Genomic DNA, 19,835 nt, shown 5'->3' on the forward strand with positions numbered 1-19,835 from the left:
ACAAGCGGGATGCCGCTTTCGCCGCTGGGAAGCGCGGCTTAAATTGCTGGGAGCGCCGGTCGCATCGAACCGGGTGCGGCTCCCGAACCCAAATCGCGGGCGCAGCCGTCTCCCGGCCCGGACCCGCGTCACCGCCCGTCCCTCGTCCTGCGAGGCGGCAGGGTTGGATGATCCGCAGCGCGGATTGATTTTGAGTGGCCATTTGGATGCAGTGCCGCTCCATAGGAAAGAACCGGTCTGCTCATCCGAGCCTGCAGCCGTCGCTGCATGCTTCGCACGGGCGACCTGCACGAATGGCGGGCTTCCCCGGCCCGCCCATATTGGCGAGGACCTGGAAATGGGCGAACTGGACCTGAACTGGATCGATACGGCTGCACCGGCGGCGGCCACCACAACGACCGGACGGCCAGAAAAACCCCAGGGCCTATACGACCCGGCCCATGAGCATGATGCCTGCGGCATCGGCATGATCGTCAACATCAAGAACCGCAAGAGCCACGAAGTGGTGCAGAAGGGCCTCGAGATCCTCGAGAACCTGGAGCACCGCGGCGCGGTAGGCGCCGATCCGCTCATGGGCGACGGCGCGGGCATCCTCCTCCAGATTCCCCACGCCTTTTTCGAGAAGGTCGTCGATTTCGATCTGCCCGAACCCGGCCATTACGCCCCCATCATGGTGTTCTATCCCAATGACGGACTGCGCGACCGCTGCGCCGAGCTGATGCGCCGGACCATCGAGGCCGAGGGCCTCGCCATTCTTGGCGAACGCCGCGTGCCCTTCGACAATTCCGCCCTCTCGCAAGGGGTGATCGCCACCCAGCCGATCATCGAGCAGCTATTCGTCGCCCGCCCCGAGGGGGTCGAGGACGTCGACGCCTTCGAGCGCAGACTTCTGATCGTGCGCAAGGTGATCTCCAACACCGTCTATGGTGAAATCCCCGAGGTTCAGGACGACAACGGCTTCTACATCGTTTCCATGTCGGCCCGCACCATCGTCTACAAGGGCATGTTCCTAGCCGACCAGCTCGGCAAGTTCTATCCCGATCTGGGCGACCCCGATTTCGAAAGCGCCATCGCCCTCGTGCATCAGCGTTTTTCCACCAACACCTTCCCCTCCTGGAAGCTGGCCCATCCCTATCGGATGACCATCCACAACGGGGAGATCAACACTATCCGCGGCAACGTCAACTGGATGGCGGCCCGCCAGGCCTCGGTCGCCTCGGAGAATTTCGGCAGCGAGATTTCCAAGATCTGGCCGATCTCCTATGAAGGCCAGTCCGACACCGCCTGCTTCGACAATGCGCTCGAATTCTTGGTGCGCGGCGGCTATCCCCTGCCCCATGCCGCCATGATGCTGGTGCCCGAAGCCTGGGCCGGCAACACGCTGATGGACGAGGATCGGCGGGCCTTTTACGAATACCATGCCGCCCTGATGGAGCCCTGGGACGGTCCGGCCGCCATGGCGATGTGCGACGGCCGCTATGTAGTGGCGACCCTCGACCGCAATGGCCTGCGGCCCGCGCGCTATATCGTCACCCGCGAAGGCCATGTGGTCCTCGCCTCGGAATCGGGCGTGCTCGATATCCCCGAGGAAGATGTGGTCGAGCGCTGGCGCCTGCAACCGGGCAAGATGCTGTTCATCGACCTCGAAGAGGGGCGCATCGTTTCGGACGCCGAGATCAAGAAGACCCTCGCCACCGGCAATCCTTACGCGAAATGGCTGGCCAGGAGCCAGATCGTGCTCGAGGAACTGCCCGAGACGGCCCCCAAGGCGCCCGAACCCACCGACGCCCTGCTCGATAGGCTGCAGGTGTTCGGCTACACCCAGGAAGACATCAGGCTGCTGATGGCGCCCATGGCGATCACCGGGCAGGAAGCCGTGGGGTCCATGGGCACCGATACCCCCCTCTCGGCGCTGTCGGACAAGCCCAAGCTGCTCTATACCTATTTCAAGCAGAACTTCGCCCAGGTCACCAACCCGCCCATCGACCCGATCCGCGAGGAATCGGTGATGAGCCTGGTCTCCTTCATCGGGCCCCGGCCCAATCTGTTCGATCTCGAGGGGCTGTCAACCACCAAGCGCCTCGAAGTGCGCCAGCCCATCCTTACCAATGAGGACCTGGAAAAGATCCGCGCCCTCGGCGACATGGCCGACAACCAGTTCCATACCGCGACCCTCGACATCACCTATCCCGTCGAACGGGGCGGCGAGGGCATGCAGGCGGCGCTCGATCAATTGTGCGAACGGGCCGAAAACGCCGTGCGCAACGGCTATAACATCATCATCCTTTCCGACCGCCTCGTTTCGGCGCAGCGCCTCGACATCCCGACCCTGCTCGCCCTCTCGGCTGTCCACAACCACCTGATCCGCAAGGGGCTGCGCACCTCGACCGGGCTGGTGGTGGAAACCGGTGAAGCGCGCGAAATCCACCATTTCGCGATGCTTGCCGGCTATGGCGCCGAGGCGATCAACCCCTATCTCGCCTTCGAAGTCCTCGCCTCGCTCCATGCCGAGGGCGAGTTCCCCGAGGAGGTCGACGCCAATGAAGTGGTGCACCGTTATATCAAGTCGGTGGGCAAGGGCCTGCTCAAGGTGATGTCCAAGATGGGCATCTCCACCTATCAATCCTATTGCGGCGCGCAGATCTTCGATGCGGTCGGCCTCTCCTCCGAATTTGTCGAACGCTTCTTTTTCGGCACCGCCACCGCCATCGAAGGCATCGGCCTGCGCGAGGTGGCCGAAGAAAGCCTGCGCCGCCACAAGCTGGCCTTTTCCGACGACATGGTGCTGCGCAAGGCGCTCGAGATCGGCGGCGAATACGCCTACCGCAAGCGCGGCGAGGACCACGCCTGGAACGCCGACATCATCGTCGATCTCCAGCACGCCGTCCGCACCAGGGACGAAAGCCCCGAAAGCGCGCAGGCGCGCTATGATGCCTTTTCCCACGCCGCCAATGGCGAGAACGAACGGCACCTGAGCATCCGCTCGCTGTTCGACATCCGCCCGCTCGGCGATCCGGTCGATATCTCCGAAGTCGAACCGGCCGAGGCTATCGTGCGGCGGTTTTCGACCGGTGCCATGAGCTTCGGCTCGATCTCGCGCGAGGCCCACACCACCCTTGCCATGGCCATGAACCGGATCGGCGGCAAGTCCAATACCGGCGAAGGCGGGGAAGACCCCGACCGCTTCCGGCCGCTTCCCGATGGAACCATGAACCCTCAGCGTTCGGCCATCAAGCAGATCGCCTCGGGCCGTTTCGGGGTGACCACCGAATATCTGGTCAATGCCGACATGCTGCAGATCAAGGTGGCCCAGGGCGCCAAGCCCGGCGAGGGCGGGCAGCTTCCCGGCCACAAGGTCGATTGGGTCGTGGCCAAGACCCGCCATTCGACCCCCGGCGTCGGCCTCATTTCCCCGCCGCCCCACCACGATATCTATTCCATCGAGGATCTGGCCCAGCTCATCTACGATTTGAAGAACGTCAATCCCGAGGCCGATATCTCGGTCAAGCTCGTCTCCGAGATGGGCGTGGGCACGGTGGCGGCGGGCGTCGCCAAGGCGCGGGCCGACCACATCACCATTTCGGGCTATGACGGCGGTACAGGGGCTGCGCCCCTCACCTCCCTCAAGCATGCGGGCGGCCCGTGGGAAATCGGCCTCGCCGAAACGCACCAGACCCTCGTCCTCAACCGCCTGCGCTCGCGCGTCGCCCTGCAGGTCGATGGCGGCTTCCGCACCGGGCGGGACGTGCTCGTCGGCGCCTTGCTGGGGGCCGACGAATTCGGCTTCGCCACCGCGCCGCTGATCGCGGCAGGCTGCATCATGATGCGCAAATGCCATCTCAACACCTGCCCGGTCGGCGTCGCCACCCAGGACCCGGTGCTGCGCAAGCGCTTCAAGGGCACGCCCGAACATGTCATCAATTATTTCTTCTTCGTCGCCGAGGAACTGCGCAACCTGATGGCCGGACTCGGCGCACGTTCGCTCAACGAGATCGTCGGCCGCTCCGACCTGCTGCGCCAGAAGCGGCTGGACAGCCACTGGAAAGCCAGGGGCCTCGATTTCAGCCGCCTGTTTTTCAAGCCCGAGCCCCTGGGCGGCGATGCCATCCATCACACCGAGCGCCAGGACCACCATCTGGAGGCCGTGCTCGATCGCCAGCTCATCGCGGCAGCCCGCGACGCCATCGACACCCGGCAGCCGGTGCAACTGGACATGCCGATCCGCTCGCTCAACCGCTCGACCGGCGCCATGCTGTCGGGCGAGGTGGCCAAGGCCCATGGGCACAAGGGCCTGGCCGAGGACACCATATCGGTCACCTTCCGCGGCACGGCGGGGCAGAGTTTCGGCGCCTTCCTCGCCAAAGGGATCAGCTTCGACCTCATCGGGGACGCCAATGACTATGTCGGCAAAGGCCTTTCGGGCGGCCGCATCGTCATCCGGCCCTCGGACAAGACCCGCACCATTCCGGAAAATTCGATGATCGTGGGCAACACGGTGCTTTACGGTGCCATTGCCGGCGAGTGCTATTTCCGCGGCGTTGCCGGCGAACGCTTCGCCGTGCGCAATTCCGGCGCCATCGCGGTGGTCGAGGGCACCGGCGACCACGGCTGCGAATACATGACCGGGGGCGTTTGCGTGGTCATCGGCCAGACCGGGCGCAACTTCGCCGCCGGCATGTCGGGGGGCGTCGCCTATGTGCTCGATGAGGACGAAACCTTCCGCTCCCGCTGCAACCTCGCCATGGTCGATCTCGAACCGGTGACCGAGGAAGAAGAGCTGATGCGCAAGATCCACCACCATGGCGGCGATCTCGAATGGCATGGCCGCGTCGACGTCTCCGGCGACATGACCGGGCACGACGACGAACGTCTCTATCAGCTCATCTCGAACCACCTGCACTATACTGGCTCGGACCGCGCCCGGACCATCCTCGACCATTGGGAGGAGTACCGGCCCAAATTCGTCAAGGTCATGCCAGTCGAATACCGCCGCGCCATGCAGGAAATGGAAGCTCTGAAAACGGGCAGGGCGCGTCCTGCCGCGACGGAATAAGGGGAAAGCGAATGGGCAAGGTCACAGGCTTTCTTGAAATCGACCGCCAGGAACAGCGTTACGAACCCGCTTCGGACCGCGTCAGGCATCATCGCGAGTTCACCCTTCCGCTCACCGAGCCGGAGGTGCGCAAGCAGGCCGCGCGTTGCATGGATTGCGGCATTCCCTATTGTCATTCCGACAAGGGCTGCCCGGTCCACAACCAGATCCCCGACTGGAACGACCTGGTCTACCAGGACGATTGGGAAGCGGCGGCGCGCGATCTCCACTCGACCAACAATTTCCCCGAATTCACCGGCCGCATCTGCCCCGCCCCGTGCGAGGAAGCCTGCACGCTGAACCTCGAGGACAGTCCGGTGGCCATCAAGACCGTCGAGCAGGCCATCGCCGACAAGGCGATCCGGGTCGGACTGGTGCGTCCGCAGATCGCCGCCCACAAGACCGGAAAGTCGATCGCCATCGTCGGGTCCGGCCCGGCCGGGCTGGCCGCGGCCCAGCAACTGGCACGCGTCGGGCACGCGGTCCACGTCTATGAACGCGAGCCCCGGGCCGGCGGCCTGCTGCGCTACGGCATTCCCGACTTCAAGATGGAAAAGCACCATATCGACTTCCGCCAGGCCCAGATGGAGGCCGAGGGCGTCGTGTTCCATTTCGGCGAGAATATCGGGGTTTCCCGGCCCCTAGCCGAGTTGCAGGAGCGTCACGACGCGGTGCTTCTCTGCGGCGGTGCGGAATTTCCGCGCCATCCGGGCTGCGAGGGCAGCGACCATGCCGGCGTCCACTATGCCATGCCCTATCTGGTGCAGCAGAACCGCCGCAATGGCGGCGAATCGGTCACCGAGGAGCCCATTCTCGCCGCCGGCAAGCATGTGGTGGTCATCGGAGGCGGCGACACCGCTTCGGACTGCGTGGGCACCGCCTTCCGCCAGGGCGCCGTCTCGGTCACCCAGCTCGACATCCGTCCCCAGCCGCCAATCAAGGAAGACAAGCTCACCTCCTGGCCCAATTGGGCGATCAAGCTGCGCACCTCGTCCTCCCAGGCAGAAGGCGCCAATCGCGAGTTCCAGGCCGGCACCATCGAGATCGTCGCCGATGAGCGCGGCCACGTCGCAGGCGTCAAATGCGCCCGCGTGGGTACGGACCGCCACCCCCTGCCGGGCAGCGATTTCCTGCTGCCGGCCGACCTGGTGCTCATGGCCATCGGCTTTGCCCATCCCGTCCATGAGGGCATGCTGGAGCAATCGGGAGCCAGGCTCGACAGGAGGGGCAATGTCCTCGCCGACACCTTCAGCTACAAGACCTCCGTCGAAGGCCTTTACGCGGCCGGCGACATGCGCCGCGGCCAGTCCCTCGTCGTCTGGGCCATTCGCGAAGGCCGCCAGGCGGCCCGCGCCATCGATCTCGACCTGATGGGGGAGACGACACTGCCCCGCTGACCCAGAGCGCTTACCGGCCCCGGGGGTTTTCGATCACCCGGGGCAGGGCCCCGAAGGCGTCGATGCGGCCCGGTGGCGGGTCGAGCATGTCGGTCAGCGCAAAGCTCTGCGTCCCCGCCGTCTGCGCCCCTGCAACGATCAGGTCGCCGGCCCTTTGCGCCGCGGCGCCCAGATCCTGGATGATGCTGGCCATCTCGACCAGACGCATCTGTTCGAGCCCTTGATAGGGCGGCCGGATCATGCCCGCCGCGTCAGTTCCCGCCAGAAGGTCGGCGACCTCCACGGTGCTGCCCGAGAGGCTGACCCGCGTGCCCCCGCTTCCCGCCGCCAGCGCGCGATCGACATAGAAGGCCAGCTTGTCGGCGCCCTGCGCCGAAAAATGGATGCCGTCGCCCTTGCGCATGGTGGCGATATTGCCGTTGAGATCAGGCCCATCGGCGCTGTAGCGCCCGTCCTCGCCCAGATAGCGCTCATAGGTTTCGACCCACTCCCCCCGCGCTGCCGCGACCGCGGCCTTGTGGATCGAGGAGATCTGCGCCATCGCCGCGCCATAGCTCGGCTGCTGCATGGGGGGCAGTTCGATCCAGACGATCCCCTTGCCCGCATCGTTGAGCGCCGAGAGGAAGCCGTCGATCCGCGCCCGATAGGCCTCGCGCCATCGATCGGACAAAGCCTCGGCACCGCCCAGCGCCTGCCGGTCGTTGATCCCGATCGCGATCACCGCCACGTCGAAGCTGTCGGCAGCGATTTCCCGCCCGATCGCCGCGTTCCAGTCGAAGAAGTCGTCGCGCACGAACCCAGACGACCCCACCGCCTCGTCGAGAATGCGAATGTCGCGGTTGTCGCTATAGAGCCGCTCGAGCGCCCGGGCCAGGTCCACCCCGAGGGAATCGCCGAACACGGCGACCCGCTGCGCAGTTTCGGCCTTGTCCGCCGTCTGGGTCGCGGGCTGTACCGATGGCGCAGGGCTTGGAGCAGGTGCCGGCGCGGGGCGCGGAGCCTGGGGTTGCGGCTGGGGCGCCGGTTGCGGCGCCGGCTGGCTTTGCTCGTTCTGGCTGCCGAACAGGAATTCGAACAGCGTCCGGCTCGAGCGATCCTGTGCGGCGGCCAGCGATACCGAGAGCGCCAGCACCACGAGAACCAGCACCAGACGGGCAGCCAGGGAACGCATCAATAGATCGAGGGCCTGTCGTTTCGGGTGTCGAGATATTTCTCCCAACGATACGCCATTTCGACGATTCCGGCCAGATCGTCATAGCGGGGCGTCCAGCCCAGCGCCTTGATCCGGTCGGCGCTGGCGACGATGGAGGCGGGATCGCCCGGGCGGCGCGGCCCGTGCTCGACGGCGAAATCGATGCCCGTCACGGCCTTGACGGTCGAGACCACCTCATCCACCGAGAAGCCGCGCCCATAGCCGCAATTCATCGTCGTGCTTTCCCCGCCCTTGCGCAGATGGTCGAGCAGGAGCGCATGGGCCGAAACCAGGTCGGCGACATGGATATAATCGCGCACGCAGGTGCCGTCCGGGGTCGGGTAATCGTCGCCGAACACGCTCATCTTGTCGCGGTGGCCCAGCGCCGTCTGCACCGCCACCTTGATCAGATGCGTCGCCCCGGCCGTCGATTGCCCGGCCCGCATCTGGGGATCGGCCCCCGCCACGTTGAAATAGCGCAGCACCCCGCAGGTCATGGGATGCGCCGCCGCCACGTCGGCCAGCATCCATTCGGTCATCAGCTTGGACTTGCCATAGGGCGAGACCGGATGGAGCACCGCATCCTCGGACACCGGCTCGAGCCCCACCATGCCATAGACCGCCGCGGTCGAGGAGAAGATGAAATGCTTGACCCCGCCCTTGACGCAGGTCTCGATCAGGTCCCGCGTCGCCGCCGTGTTGTTGCGATAATATTTCAGGGGATTGTCCACGGATTCGGGCACCACCACCGATCCGGCGAAATGGATCACCGCATCGATGTCATGATCCCCGATTACCTTCGCAACGAGATCGGCATCGGCGACATTGCCTTTGACGAAGTGCACCCGGTGGTCCACAAGCCACTCGAAACCCGTCACCAGATTGTCGAGCACCACCACCGTTTCGCCGGCATCGGCCAGATTGAGAACCATATGCGAGCCGATATACCCCGCGCCGCCGGTAACGAGTACGCCCATGATGTTTCCTCTTTCCGGCATTATGCCGATCTGTCACATGCCCATGCTTGCATCGGGCTGTTGAATTTGTGTTAGTCTATTGAGCAATAGTTTCAAGGAGTAAGACGTGACGCGCAGAGTCCGTACAGCAGTTTTCCCCGTCGCCGGTCTGGGGACGCGCTTTTTGCCCGCCACCAAGGCCATGCCCAAGGAGATGCTGACGGTCGTCGACAGGCCCGTCATCCAATACGCCGTCGATGAAGCCCGTGAGGCTGGAATCGAACATTTCGTCTTCGTCACCGGCCGCAACAAGGGCGTCATCGAAGACCATTTCGACCGCCAGTTCGAGCTCGAAACCACGCTCGAAACCCGCGGCAAGCATGAAGCGCTGGAGCAATTGCGCCGCGACCTGCCCAAGGCCGGCCAGACCAGCTTCACCCGGCAGCAGGAGCCGCTCGGCCTCGGCCATGCCGTATGGTGCGCCCGCGACATCGTGGGCCGCGAACCCTTTGCGCTCCTCTTGCCCGACATGATCTTCAAATCCGAGCCCGGCGTCCTCAAGCAGATGATGGATGCCTATGAGCAGACCGGCGGCAATGTCATCGCCGTCGAAGAGGTCGACCCGTCCGAAGTCTCCTCCTATGGCGTCGTCGCGCGCGGCAAGGGCGACGATAAGAGCTTCGAGATCACCGGTATGGTGGAAAAGCCCAAGCCGGCGGACGCGCCATCCAACCTCATCATTTCCGGCCGCTATATCCTCCAGCCGGAAATCTTCGCGCTGCTCTCCGAGCAGACGGCGGGCGCCGGCGGGGAAATCCAGATCACCGACGCCATGCAGCAGCTCATGGACATGCAGAGCTTCACCGGCGTCAAATATGACGGACGCTCCTTCGACTGCGGCTCCAAGATCGGCTTTTTGACCGCCAATGTGGTGTTCGCCCTCGACCGCTCCGATATCGCCGAGGCCTTCATGGCCGAATTGCGCGAACTGACCGGGGAAATCCCCATCAGTATCGAAGAGTGACGCCGCCGCTGATCCGGTGCTCGTCGCGAGGCGGCGCGGCCGGATCGCCATCGTCGCGCCAGCCATAGCCATAGTCGAACTCGGCGCTGGCATGCGGGCCGATCGCAAGCTCGGTTCCCAGCCCCGCGCCATAGGTCCGCGCGGTGGCCGAGCCATCCACCGGCACATCCCACTGCGCCGAGGCGCTGGCCCGCAAGGCCAGCCAGGGATTGATCCGGTGATGGGCCGCAAGGCTGGCAAGATAGACCGCATCGGCCCCCGAAGCCCCGCTGCCGGCCGCAAGTTCGGTCTCGAACCCGGCGGTGAATTGCGTCGTCGACGTGGGCGCAAAGCCCAGCGACACCCCATAGAGCCAGGCCTGCGCGTCGCGGACCAGCGGGCTGTCGTAATCGCGCCAGCTCGTCCCGATCGACGCTTCGGCGGTGATCACGTCCGACCAGTTCCCGGTAACCCCCGCCCGGAGGCTCGCAACCATGCCCGAGCGCGAAGCGAGGAGGTCGGGATCGGCGGCCAGATAATCCTCGCGACCGATCTCCCCCGAAACGAAGGTGCCCAGGATCGGGGTAGCCGCATAGCCGAGGCGCAGGCCGCCCTCATAGGCGAGGGCGCTCCGGTACGCATTGTCCCGCATCGTGCCATCGGCAAGCAGGGTCGGCTCCATCCAGCGGTTGGAGAGCCCGGCCGACAGGGTAAGGTCGAATTGCCCGAAGCGCTGGCCATAGGCGGCCGATACCCCGCCGGATAGCGTGGTCGGCGCCTGCGCGACATTGGCTTCATCCACGCCCAGCCCGTCGGGCGCATCCTGCTCTATGTCCAGATCGGCGTTGAAGACCAGCGCGGCACCCGGCGCCAGCCGGTGCTCGATAGTGCCCGAGACCCCCGCCCCACCCAGCCGCATATCGCTGCTGTCGGGCGCGACGATCGTGGCATTGGCATCGAAATCGTACCGCGTCGCCGCCGCAGCGCGCGAAAAGGAAATCTGCGGAATGGCCAGAAGCTCGAACCGCTCTTCCGACCCGGTCCGTACATAAGCCCCCCGCAGCCCGAGGGCGTAGGCCCCCTCCCACTCGGTTCGCGGCTGGATGGCGCCCGCTTCGATGGGGAGCATCGGAAGGGTCGCCGGCATCGCCGCGACCGGGGGCAAAAGCGGGGCTGGGGCGACGGCAGGCGCCGCCGGCAGCGGCATGGGCCGGACAATGGGCGGGGCGAACAGGTCGACCTGGGGAAAATCGCACAGCGTACCCGGCGCGCAGCCGGCCGCATAGGAACCGCGCAGGAGGTCGGGATTGTCGGTGCCCGATCCCTCTCCCTGCGCCAGGGCGAGGGCGGCAAAGCCCGCGCTCCCGGTCCCGGCCAGGCACAGAACAGCGAAGATATGCGCGGGGCGAAGCACGGCTGGGCGAATCCGGAACGTTGCGCGCCAAGGCTTTCAATTTAAGGTTAACAAAGCCTTACCGAAGGCGCTTTTACCGGACCGGTTCGACCTCCAGCACCGCGCCGCGCGCGCCGGTGATCCGCACCGTGGTCCCTTCCGGCAGTTCGGGACCCGAAACCCGCCACACCGTATCGTCCACGCGAATCCGCCCCACCCCGTCGCTGATCGGCTCGATCAGTACGCTTTCGCGGCCCAGAAGCCGCGTCGTCCGCGCATTGAGCTGCGGCTCGGTGCCCTGGGGCGCATTGGCGTCGCGATAGCGCGAATACGCCAGCCAGCCAGCAACCAGGGCCAGAGAGAGCACGCCGAACAAGCCCCATTGCAGGGGCCAGCCGATGCCGACCTGCAACACGGTCAGCCCGGTGAGGATGGCCGCTCCGCCCAGCCAGACCATGAACACGCCGGGCACCAGCAATTCGAGGGCCAGCAGGGCCAGCCCCAGAATGATCCAGGCCCAGGGGGCGTTTTCGGCAATCAGCGCGATCAGATCCATCGCCTATTCCTCGCGGGTCGTCGCCGGCGGGCGGGTCGATGACCGGCGCGGCGCTTCCCCGCCGAACGCCTCCCGGGCGATTTCCGCCACCCCGCCCAGCGCCCCGATGACATTGGCCGCCTCGACCGGCAGCATCAGCACCTTCTGGTTGGGCGCCGAGGCGATCTTTTCCAGCGCCTTGACGTAATTGTTGGCGACGAAATAGTTGATGGCCTGCACGTCGCCCTTGGCGATGGCCTCGGACACCATCTGGGTCGCCTTGGCTTCGGCTTCCGCCGAACGTTCGCGCGCCTCGGCGTCGCGGAACGCCGCTTCCCTCCGGCCTTCGGCCTCCAGAACCTGCGCCTGTTTTTCGCCCTCGGCCTTGAGGATCTGCGACTGCCGCTTGCCCTCCGCCTCGAGGATCGCGGCCCGGCGGTCGCGCTCGGCCTTCATCTGCCGGCCCATGGCGTCGACCAGATCCTTGGGCGGGTCGATGTCCTTGATCTCGATGCGGGTGATCTTGACGCCCCAGGGCGCCACGGCGGCATCCACCACCTTGAGGATGCGAGTGTTGATCTCGTCGCGATGGCTGAGCAATTCGTCGAGATCCATCGATCCCATGACCGAGCGGATATTGGTCATGGTGAGGTTGAGCACCGCCTGTTCGAGATTGGCGACCTCATAAGCCGCGGCCGGCGCATCGAGCACCTGGTAGAAGGTCACCCCATTGGCGGTGATCGACGCGTTGTCGCGGGTGATCACCTCCTGGTGCGGCACGTCGAGCACCTGCTCCATCATGTTGAGCTTGCGCCCGATGCCGTCGATGAAGGGCACGATCAGATTGAGGCCGGGCGCCAGGGTCCGCGTATATTTGCCGAACCGCTCGACGGTGAAATTATAGCCCTGCGGCACGGTCTTGAACCCGGCCAGCAGCACCAGCACGGCCAGAACGCCGATAACGATCAAAACGATTGACAACCCGTCCAGCATGTTTCGTCCTCGTGATGAGTCGGCCCCTGCCGAACTGGGAGCAGATTACGGGCGACAGGGGCGGGTGACAACGGTTTTGCGGATGCGGGAGAACCGGTCTCTACAGCCAGCCGCCGAGTTCCCGGCGCACGATGTCCTCGAGCATCGCCATGCCGTCATCGGTATCGTTGAGGCAGGGGATATAGGCATAGTGCTCGCCCCCGGCCTGCAGAAATTCCTCGCGGCCGCCGATGGCGATCTCCTCGAGGGTCTCGATGCAGTCGGCCGAAAAGGCCGGCGCCAGGATGGCGACCTTCTTGATGCCCTTGCCCGGCAGGGATTTGAGCGTCACGTCGGTATAGGGCTCGAGCCATTGCGTGGGGCCGAACCGACTCTGGAACGTCACCATCATCCGGTCCTCGGCCCAGCCGAGCCTTTCGCGCACCAGCCGCGTCGTCTTATGGCACTGGCAGTGATAGGGATCGCCTTTCTGGAGATATTCGAGCGGCATGCCGTGATAGGAGGTGATCACCAGATCGGGGGTGAAATCGAGCTTTTCCACCCCTTCGCGGATCGAGCGCGCCAGGGTCTCGACATAGACGTCCTGCTCGAAATAAGCCGGGACCGTGCGCACCGCCGGCTGCCAGCGGATTTTCTGCAGCGCCCTGAAAGCCTGATCGTTGGCCGTTGCCGTGGTGGTCGCCGAATATTGCGGATAGAGCGGGAACAGCAGGATTTTGTCGCAGCCCTGCGCAATGAGCGAATCGATGGCGCTGCGGGTCGAAGGATTGCCGTAGCGCATGCCCCACTCCACCGCGATGCCGTCTCCGGCCAGCGCCGCCCCGAGCTTTTCCGCCTGGCTGCGCGTGATCACGCGCAAGGGGCTTTCATTGCGCTCCTTGTCCCAGATAAGCGCATAATTGGCCCCGGTCGCCTGCGGCCGGAACGAAAGGATGCCCAGGTTGAGGATCGGCCACCACTTCCATTTCGGCGTCTCGATGACGCGCGGATCGGAAAGGAATTCCTTGAGATAGCGCCTGACGCTCCAATAGTCGGTCGCATCGGGCGTGCCCAGATTGAGCAGCAGGACCCCGACCTTTCTCGGCTTGATGGTCGGATGATCGGAAGGCAGGGGAGCGTTCATCTTGATCCTGGAATACGGGATGTGAGGCAGGGCTTTTTCTTGGCGCGCACAATAACCTCAATGGAGCGAGGGGCAACACTTGCGCGCCATTATGCGGCCATTTGCCCAGCAGAATATGGACCGAACCCCCTCCTAGAGCGCGGCGAAGAGCAGGATCAGGCCGAAAGCCATGACCAGGAGCGCCCCGGCCAGTTCCATCCACCACAGCACTATGCCCGCCGCCGCTCCCCCGCCGCTGAGCCGCATGGCGCCCCCCTTGAGGGCCACGGCCAAAGAAGCGAGGGCCGAAACGGTGATCGCCGTGCCCAGCCCCATGAGGAAGGTCGCAAGAATCCCCGCAGCGAGGAGGTTCTGGCTGAGGGCAAAGACCAGCACCACCAGCGCCCCCGAGCATGGCCGCATGCCCACCGTCAGCACAACCCCCAGGGATTCGCGCCAATTGCCCGAGGTCTGCTCGGGCCGCACCATGTGATGGTCACAGGCATGGTCATGGCCGTGATCATCATGATGGTGGTGGTCATGATCATGATAGCCATGACCATGGGCGTGCCCGTGGTGATGGCCGCGGGGAGACAGGATTTTCCGGCTGGCCAGCCAGGCGCCGAGCAAGGCCACCATGGCGTAGGAAATAATCTCCATCCACCAGGCGGCCGCGCTCATCGCCATCGACGTCAGGCGCAGCAGCCCCGCGGCCACGAGGATGAAGGCCACGGCAACCACCGCCTGCATCATGGCCGAGAGAAAGCTCAGAACGATTCCCCGCCGCAATTGCCGCTCGCTGGCCAGCACATAGGAGGAGATCACCACCTTGCCATGCCCCGGGCCGGCCGCATGGAAGACGCCATAGAGAAAGCTCAGCCCACCCAGAACCCAGAAGGCGTTGCCATCGGTACGCAGGGCGCCCAGCGCGTCGGTCATGGCGCGATAGAACCCGCGCTGCTGCGCCGCGATCCAGCCGAAAAACCCGCCCTGGGTCGGCACCAGCGAGGTTTCCGCCGGCGGCGCGGCGAAGGGCGTGGGCGGGCGCTGGGTCGTTACCGTCTCGATCGCATCCAGCGCCGTCACCGGAACCGTTCCCTCGCAGGTGATGGTCACCAGATTGGCGAGATCGCGCGCCGCCTGCCGCAAATCCTCGGGCAGCACGGTAACCTCCGGCCCCAGCATCCACAGCCGTTCCTCGAGTTTGGGATCGATGGGCAGCGGTTCCTTGGCGATCACCGAACAACTTTCGGGCGCCCCTTGCAGCGTCACCGATTCGGCGCCCGGAAACGTGAAGGCGGCGTAATATTCCGGATCGCCCACCTCGATGTCATAGACCTCATTGACCCACTGCGGCTCGGCAAAGCCCATGGTGAAGCTCAGCGTCACCCGTCCATCGGCATAGACCATGGACGGATCGCGCGCGCCCGCCACCGCCGCATGGCCGTCAAAACCCTCCGGGTCGGCGAAGGTGTAGTAGGAATAATAGTCCAGCCCCTCGATATTTTCCTCGGCCAGCGGCTGCAGTTCCTCGGGGGTCAGTACCCCGTCGCCATCCGCATCCAGTCCCTGGATGGCCCAGGCGGAGAAATACTGGTCAAACGTCCAATGGTGGCGCATGCCGACGATGGCGCCGCCCTCGAACAGCACTTCGCCCGCCGCGTCGATCCACACATGGGGATGCGCCCCGGCCGCCCCGGCTGCGCCCGCAAGCGCCGCCGCGCCCAGCACCAATCGGCAAAGCGCCCTGAAAACCGTGTTGATCATCGCTTATGTGTTGACCGAATTGGTTTCGAACCACTCGACGAGGAAATCGATCAGGGCCCGCACCTTGCCCGACAAATGCCGGCGATGCGGATAGACCGCCTGCAGGAAGGGACGTTGGGGCAGGAAATCGGTCAGGACGGGCACCAGTTCCCCTTTGCTTATGGCCGAATCGGAGAGGAAGCTGGGCAATAGCGCGAAACCGAGGCCCTTTTGTGCCGCCACCAGTGACCCCACCGGAGAGTTGACCTTGACCGGCCCGTCCACATGCACCGTCACCGTGCGCCCATCCTCGACGAACTGCCAATTGGCCTGTCCGGTCATGTTGGTGTCGACGATGCAGGGCACACCCTTGAGCGCTTCGGGGGTTTTGGGCGCCCCATAGGCGCGGATCACCCCCGGCGTCGCGCATACGGCCACCGAGGTCTCGGCGATCTTGCGCGCGATCAGCGAGGTGTCGGGCATGCGCGAGATGCGCAGGGCCACGTCGATCCCCTCCTCGACCAGGTCGACCATGCGATCCTCGAGCCGCAGGTCGAGCGTCACGTCCGGATGCTGGCGGGTGAATTCGAACAGGGGATCGAGCAGGGTCCGCTCGCCGAAATTGCGCGGTGCCGAGACGCGCAGGATGCCGCGCGGCGCGGCGCTCTGGTCGGTGATGGTCGCGTCGAGATCGTCGAGCTGGCTGAGGATTTCCCGCACCTCGCGGTAATAGGCCTCCCCGGCCTCGGTCAGGCTCAGCTTGCGCGTGGTGCGGTTCATCAGCCGCACTCCGAGATAATCCTCGAGGTCGGTCACATATTTTGAGAGCAGCGCCTTGGAGCGCCCGTGAATACGCGCCGCGGCGGAGAACCCGCCCGCATCGAACACCTGAACGAAAGCGCGGATACGCGCCAGATCCTGGGTCATTGCCGCCCCTCTTGCCTGTCCCGCCCCGCCAGCCGGTCGAGATCGAACCGCTCGACATCCTCGAGCAATTGCGCGAAGCTCGTAAGAATATGCTCGGCGAGCGCGGCGCCCTTGCCGGCGCTGGCCGCTTGCGCATCTCCCACCACTCCGGCCGGATTGAGATCCGAACTCAGCCAGCCGAACCGATGCCGCCCGAAAGCGCTGAGATGGTGCATGCCGGCCTCGATTTGCGCAAGGGCGGACCCAAAATCTTCGGCCTGCTCCATGGCGACCAGATGCGGCGCATAATGCAGCATCAGCGATGTCTCTATCGCCCCCCCATGGATGCCCAGCCGCCGCTCGGTATCCGAAAACAGCCCCTCGGGCTGGCCGAACCGCAGCCAGGCCGTTCCCACCGCCAGCATACCAAGCTCCGCCCGCGCCTTGAGGATGACGCTGTCGACCACCGCCGAATTGCCCCCATGACTCGACACGAACACCGCCCGCTTTCCACCCGCCTCGGCGATACTGGCCGCAATGGCGAACCAATCGACGATGAGATCGCCCTCTTCCCGGCTCCGGGTCCCGGCGAACTCCAGATGCTCGCGCGACGCACCGATGCGTTGCACCGGCAGGACCACGGCATCGATGGACGCCGGCAGATAAGCGGCGAGCGCTCCCAGATGCCCCTCGGCGATGTCGCAATCGGTGGAAGCCGGCAAATGCGGCCCATGCGCCTCGGTCGCGGCAACCGGAACGATCGCGATGCTGCGCGCCCCGAGGCTCACGCCGTCGAGTTGATCGATTTCGTCGAGCCTGACCAGGGACAAGAGGGACGCTCCATCACAAAACATTTTCCCTTGTGACCCCGATCGCGTTTTCGGGCAACCTTTTGCCCGGCCGCACAGTTGATTTCCCATCGGTTTTGCAACCACCGGAGGCGGGCCCATGGTGCGCCCGGTTAACTTTCCCGCCAAAGGCGATTCGACGGAGAGCCCGGATTTGGCTAGATCGATATCCATGTCCAAGTCCGCCGCCGGCTCGACCCTTTACCGCCTGATCGAGGCGGGCCACCTGGCCCGGCAGGCCCTGCTCGCCCCGCTTGCGGCGCGCGGGCTTGAGGCGGGCGACGATGCCGTTCTCCTCGGCCTTGCCGAACCGGGCGGCGCGGCATTGGAGTCGCTCTCGGCCTTCACCGGCCTCGACCCCGATCACCTGGCCGCGCGCCTTGCCAAGCTCGAGGACCGGGGCCTGTTGCTGCGGTTGGCCGTGGGTCCGGAAATGGAGCCCGGCGCCCGCCTCTCCCAGCAGGGCCAGGCCATGCGCCAGGCCATCGAGGAGCATTGGGTCCATCTGGAAGAGGCACTGGCCGAGGATCTGGGCACCAGGCGTCACAAGAACCTGCGCAAGGGCCTGAAACGCATCACCCAATTGCTCCGCCTCTGATTTCGCCCATTTTTCGCCCATGGACGGACTAGGCTCTGCCGTCCCGCCAAAGGAGGCCGATATGAAGATCGCGCTACCCGTCCTTCTCGCGGCCCTTTTGGCCACGCCAGCCCCGGCGCAGGTTTCGAGCGCGTACACCCGCTATACGCTCCCCGACGACTGCACGCGCATCGCGGCGTCGGATGGGGAAGGCGACTGGGCCGATTTCGTTTGCCCCGGCTTTGGCGGCTATCCCTTCGTGATCCGCTACGGTGATGGGCGCGAGAGCATCACCTATGGTTTTGCCACCGCCAGCGGCATGTCCACCTTCGCCGCCTTCAATTATGCCAACGAAACGGTGGAATGGCGCATCATCGAGAACGGCGAGACCGTCCGGCCCTTTGCCGCCATTCAGCGCTGGCGTCTCGCCAATTCCGAAGGCGAATGGGCCCATCAGATGCTTGTGGTCTCCCGAGTCGGCCAACCCTCGGATGGAGGGGCGTGCCCCATCGCCTTCGTCGCGCCGACCGATGGAGCCAATGACCGTGCGCGCGACTATGCCGATAGGCTGGCGGACGACTTCCATTGCGGCACCGACATGCCGGTGATCGAGGACCTTATTTCTCCATTTGTCGGCCCTCCAAACTGATTTTTTCGGCGACGGCTGTCGGCTGCGGTGGTAAACAGGCGTCCTTGCGGCGCGAGGGTTGGCCGGCCGGCAGACCCCAAAGGCCGGTCTGGACCCCAAATGAGCCCCTTTCATCTGATTCTCGGCAACAATCTCGTCGCCAACATCACCAATTTCACGGTGTGGTTCGCCATCACCTTCTGGATCTTCATCGAGACCCAGTCGGTGTTCGCCACCGGCATGATCGCGGGCATCTATCTGGTCTTCACGGCGGGGTTCGGCTTCTGGCTCGGTTCGATCGTCGATCACAATGCCAAGCGCGACGCCATGCTCGCTTCGAGCGCCGTGTCGCTGATCCTTTACGGCCTGGCCTTCGCCATGCTGCTGTTCGAACCGGACGGCGCGTTCTCCGATCCCTATTCCCTCTATCTGTGGGCCTTCGTCTTCGTCGTCATGCTGGGGGTGATCGCCGGCAATCTGCGCTCGATCGCCCTGCCCACCCTGGTCACCATCCTCATCCCCGAAGACGAGCGCGACAAGGCAAACGGGCTGGTGGGCATGGTCACCGGCATCGGCTTTCTCACCACCTCGGTGATCTCGGGCTTTCTCGTCGCCTGGGGCGGCATGTATTCGACGCTGATCCTCGCGCTGGTGCTGACCGCCATCGTCCTTCTCCACCTCGCAACCGTCAGGATCGACGAGGGGCGGGTGGTGCCGACCGGCGACGCCCCGTCGCTTCCCAGGCGGGTCGACATCGCCGGGACCATCGCGGTGATCGCCGCCGTGCCAGGGCTTTTCGCGCTGATCTTCTTTTCCACCTTCAACAATTTCCTCGGCGGGGTCTTCATGGCCCTGCTCGACGCCTATGGCCTGTCCATGGTGTCGGTCGAGGTCTGGGGCCTTCTGTTCGGCGCCCTCTCCTCCGCCTTCATCGTCTCGGGCCTCGTCATCTCCCGCTTCGGGCTCGGCAAGAACCCGCTGCGCACGCTGCTGCTGGTCAACCTGGCGCTGTGGACGGTCAGTTCGCTCTTTGCCATCCAGCCCTGGCTGTGGCTGCTGGTCGCCGGGTGCTTCGTCTGGATGTTCCTCGGACCCTTCGCCGAAGCGGCCGAGCACACCACGCTGCAAAAGGTCGTGCCGCTGGAACGCCAGGGGCGGGTATTCGGCTTTGCCCAATCGGTGGAACAGGCCGCCTCCCCGCTGACGGCCTTCCTCATCGGGCCCTACACCCAGTTCGTGGTCATCCCCTTCATGACCGATGGCGCGGGCGCGCGGACCATCGGGACCTGGTTCGGCACCGGCCCGGCCCGCGGCATCGCCCTGGTCTTCACCGTCGCCGGCCTCATCGGCGTGCTGGTCACCATCCTGGCGCTCAATTCGCGCCCCTATCGGCGGCTGTCGGCCTTTTACGCCCGCACCCCCGATCCAATGGAAACGGCGGAAGAGATCAAGCCGGCCTGAGAAGGG

15 protein-coding genes are annotated in these 19,835 nt (G+C 65.1%); 6 read left to right on the top strand and 9 right to left on the bottom strand.

The window, feature by feature from the left end:
- Positions 1 to 337: 337 nt before the first annotated feature.
- Positions 338 to 5,053 (top strand): glutamate synthase large subunit, encoded by a 4,716-nt coding sequence (gene gltB / locus DVH29_RS11730; protein WP_114646370.1) that lies wholly within the window; start codon positions 338 to 340, stop codon positions 5,051 to 5,053.
- A gap of 11 nt (positions 5,054 to 5,064) precedes the next feature.
- On the top strand, positions 5,065 to 6,489 hold the full coding sequence (locus tag DVH29_RS11735; protein WP_114646371.1) for a glutamate synthase subunit beta: 1,425 nt from the start codon (positions 5,065 to 5,067) through the stop codon (positions 6,487 to 6,489).
- 10 nt (positions 6,490 to 6,499) lie between these two features.
- Here the strand turns inward: DVH29_RS11735 and DVH29_RS11740 are convergent, their stop codons facing one another.
- Complete coding sequence (locus DVH29_RS11740) at positions 6,500 to 7,660, bottom strand: SGNH/GDSL hydrolase family protein (RefSeq protein WP_114646372.1); 1,161 nt, start codon at positions 7,658 to 7,660, stop codon at positions 6,500 to 6,502.
- Positions 7,660 to 8,658, bottom strand: coding sequence for a UDP-glucose 4-epimerase GalE (galE, locus tag DVH29_RS11745; protein ID WP_114646373.1), 999 nt, complete (start codon positions 8,656 to 8,658; stop codon positions 7,660 to 7,662). The genes DVH29_RS11740 and galE overlap by 1 nt, the downstream gene beginning before the upstream one ends.
- A 106-nt stretch (positions 8,659 to 8,764) precedes the next feature.
- Between galE and galU the strand changes: the two genes are divergently transcribed.
- Positions 8,765 to 9,661 (top strand): UTP--glucose-1-phosphate uridylyltransferase GalU, encoded by an 897-nt coding sequence (gene galU / locus DVH29_RS11750; protein ID WP_114646374.1) that lies wholly within the window; start codon positions 8,765 to 8,767, stop codon positions 9,659 to 9,661.
- Here the strand turns inward: galU and DVH29_RS11755 are convergent.
- From DVH29_RS11755 to DVH29_RS11785, 7 genes are all read right to left on the bottom strand, one after another.
- The gene (locus DVH29_RS11755) at positions 9,645 to 11,054 is read right to left on the bottom strand and encodes an outer membrane beta-barrel protein (protein WP_114646375.1); all 1,410 of its coding nucleotides are present in this window, start codon (positions 11,052 to 11,054) and stop codon (positions 9,645 to 9,647) included. The genes galU and DVH29_RS11755 overlap by 17 nt on opposite strands.
- A gap of 73 nt (positions 11,055 to 11,127) precedes the next feature.
- Positions 11,128 to 11,589, bottom strand: coding sequence for an NfeD family protein (locus DVH29_RS11760; protein WP_114646376.1), 462 nt, complete (start codon positions 11,587 to 11,589; stop codon positions 11,128 to 11,130).
- A 3-nt stretch (positions 11,590 to 11,592) separates the two neighbouring features.
- The gene (locus DVH29_RS11765; RefSeq protein ID WP_114646377.1) at positions 11,593 to 12,561 is read right to left on the bottom strand and encodes an SPFH domain-containing protein; all 969 of its coding nucleotides are present in this window, start codon (positions 12,559 to 12,561) and stop codon (positions 11,593 to 11,595) included.
- A 100-nt stretch (positions 12,562 to 12,661) separates the two neighbouring features.
- A complete protein-coding gene (hemH, locus tag DVH29_RS11770; protein WP_114646378.1) occupies positions 12,662 to 13,684 on the bottom strand; it encodes a ferrochelatase in 1,023 nt (340 codons plus the stop codon).
- A 132-nt stretch (positions 13,685 to 13,816) separates the two neighbouring features.
- On the bottom strand, positions 13,817 to 15,430 hold the full coding sequence (locus DVH29_RS16495; protein ID WP_114646379.1) for a HoxN/HupN/NixA family nickel/cobalt transporter: 1,614 nt from the start codon (positions 15,428 to 15,430) through the stop codon (positions 13,817 to 13,819).
- Between the two features lie 3 nt (positions 15,431 to 15,433).
- A complete protein-coding gene (locus tag DVH29_RS11780) occupies positions 15,434 to 16,336 on the bottom strand; it encodes a LysR family transcriptional regulator (protein ID WP_114646380.1) in 903 nt (300 codons plus the stop codon).
- Complete coding sequence (locus DVH29_RS11785) at positions 16,333 to 17,145, bottom strand: creatininase family protein (protein ID WP_245944966.1); 813 nt, start codon at positions 17,143 to 17,145, stop codon at positions 16,333 to 16,335. Before DVH29_RS11785 ends, DVH29_RS11780 begins: the two co-directional genes overlap by 4 nt.
- Positions 17,146 to 17,335: 190 nt before the next feature.
- On the opposite strand from DVH29_RS11785, the gene DVH29_RS11790 reads away from it, so the two are divergent.
- The 3 genes from DVH29_RS11790 to DVH29_RS11800 all read left to right on the top strand — a co-directional run bounded on the left by DVH29_RS11790 (position 17,336) and on the right by DVH29_RS11800 (position 19,829).
- Complete coding sequence (locus tag DVH29_RS11790; protein ID WP_114646382.1) at positions 17,336 to 17,761, top strand: winged helix DNA-binding protein; 426 nt, start codon at positions 17,336 to 17,338, stop codon at positions 17,759 to 17,761.
- A gap of 61 nt (positions 17,762 to 17,822) precedes the next feature.
- A complete protein-coding gene (locus DVH29_RS11795; protein WP_147276079.1) occupies positions 17,823 to 18,389 on the top strand; it encodes a hypothetical protein in 567 nt (188 codons plus the stop codon).
- 99 nt (positions 18,390 to 18,488) lie between these two features.
- Positions 18,489 to 19,829, top strand: coding sequence for an MFS transporter (locus DVH29_RS11800; RefSeq protein ID WP_114646384.1), 1,341 nt, complete (start codon positions 18,489 to 18,491; stop codon positions 19,827 to 19,829).
- The last annotated feature ends 6 nt before the right edge of the window (positions 19,830 to 19,835 follow it).

The sequence above is a fragment of the Pelagibacterium lacus genome (genome assembly GCF_003345525.1).
Classification (GTDB): Bacteria; Pseudomonadota; Alphaproteobacteria; order Rhizobiales; family Devosiaceae; genus Pelagibacterium; species Pelagibacterium lacus.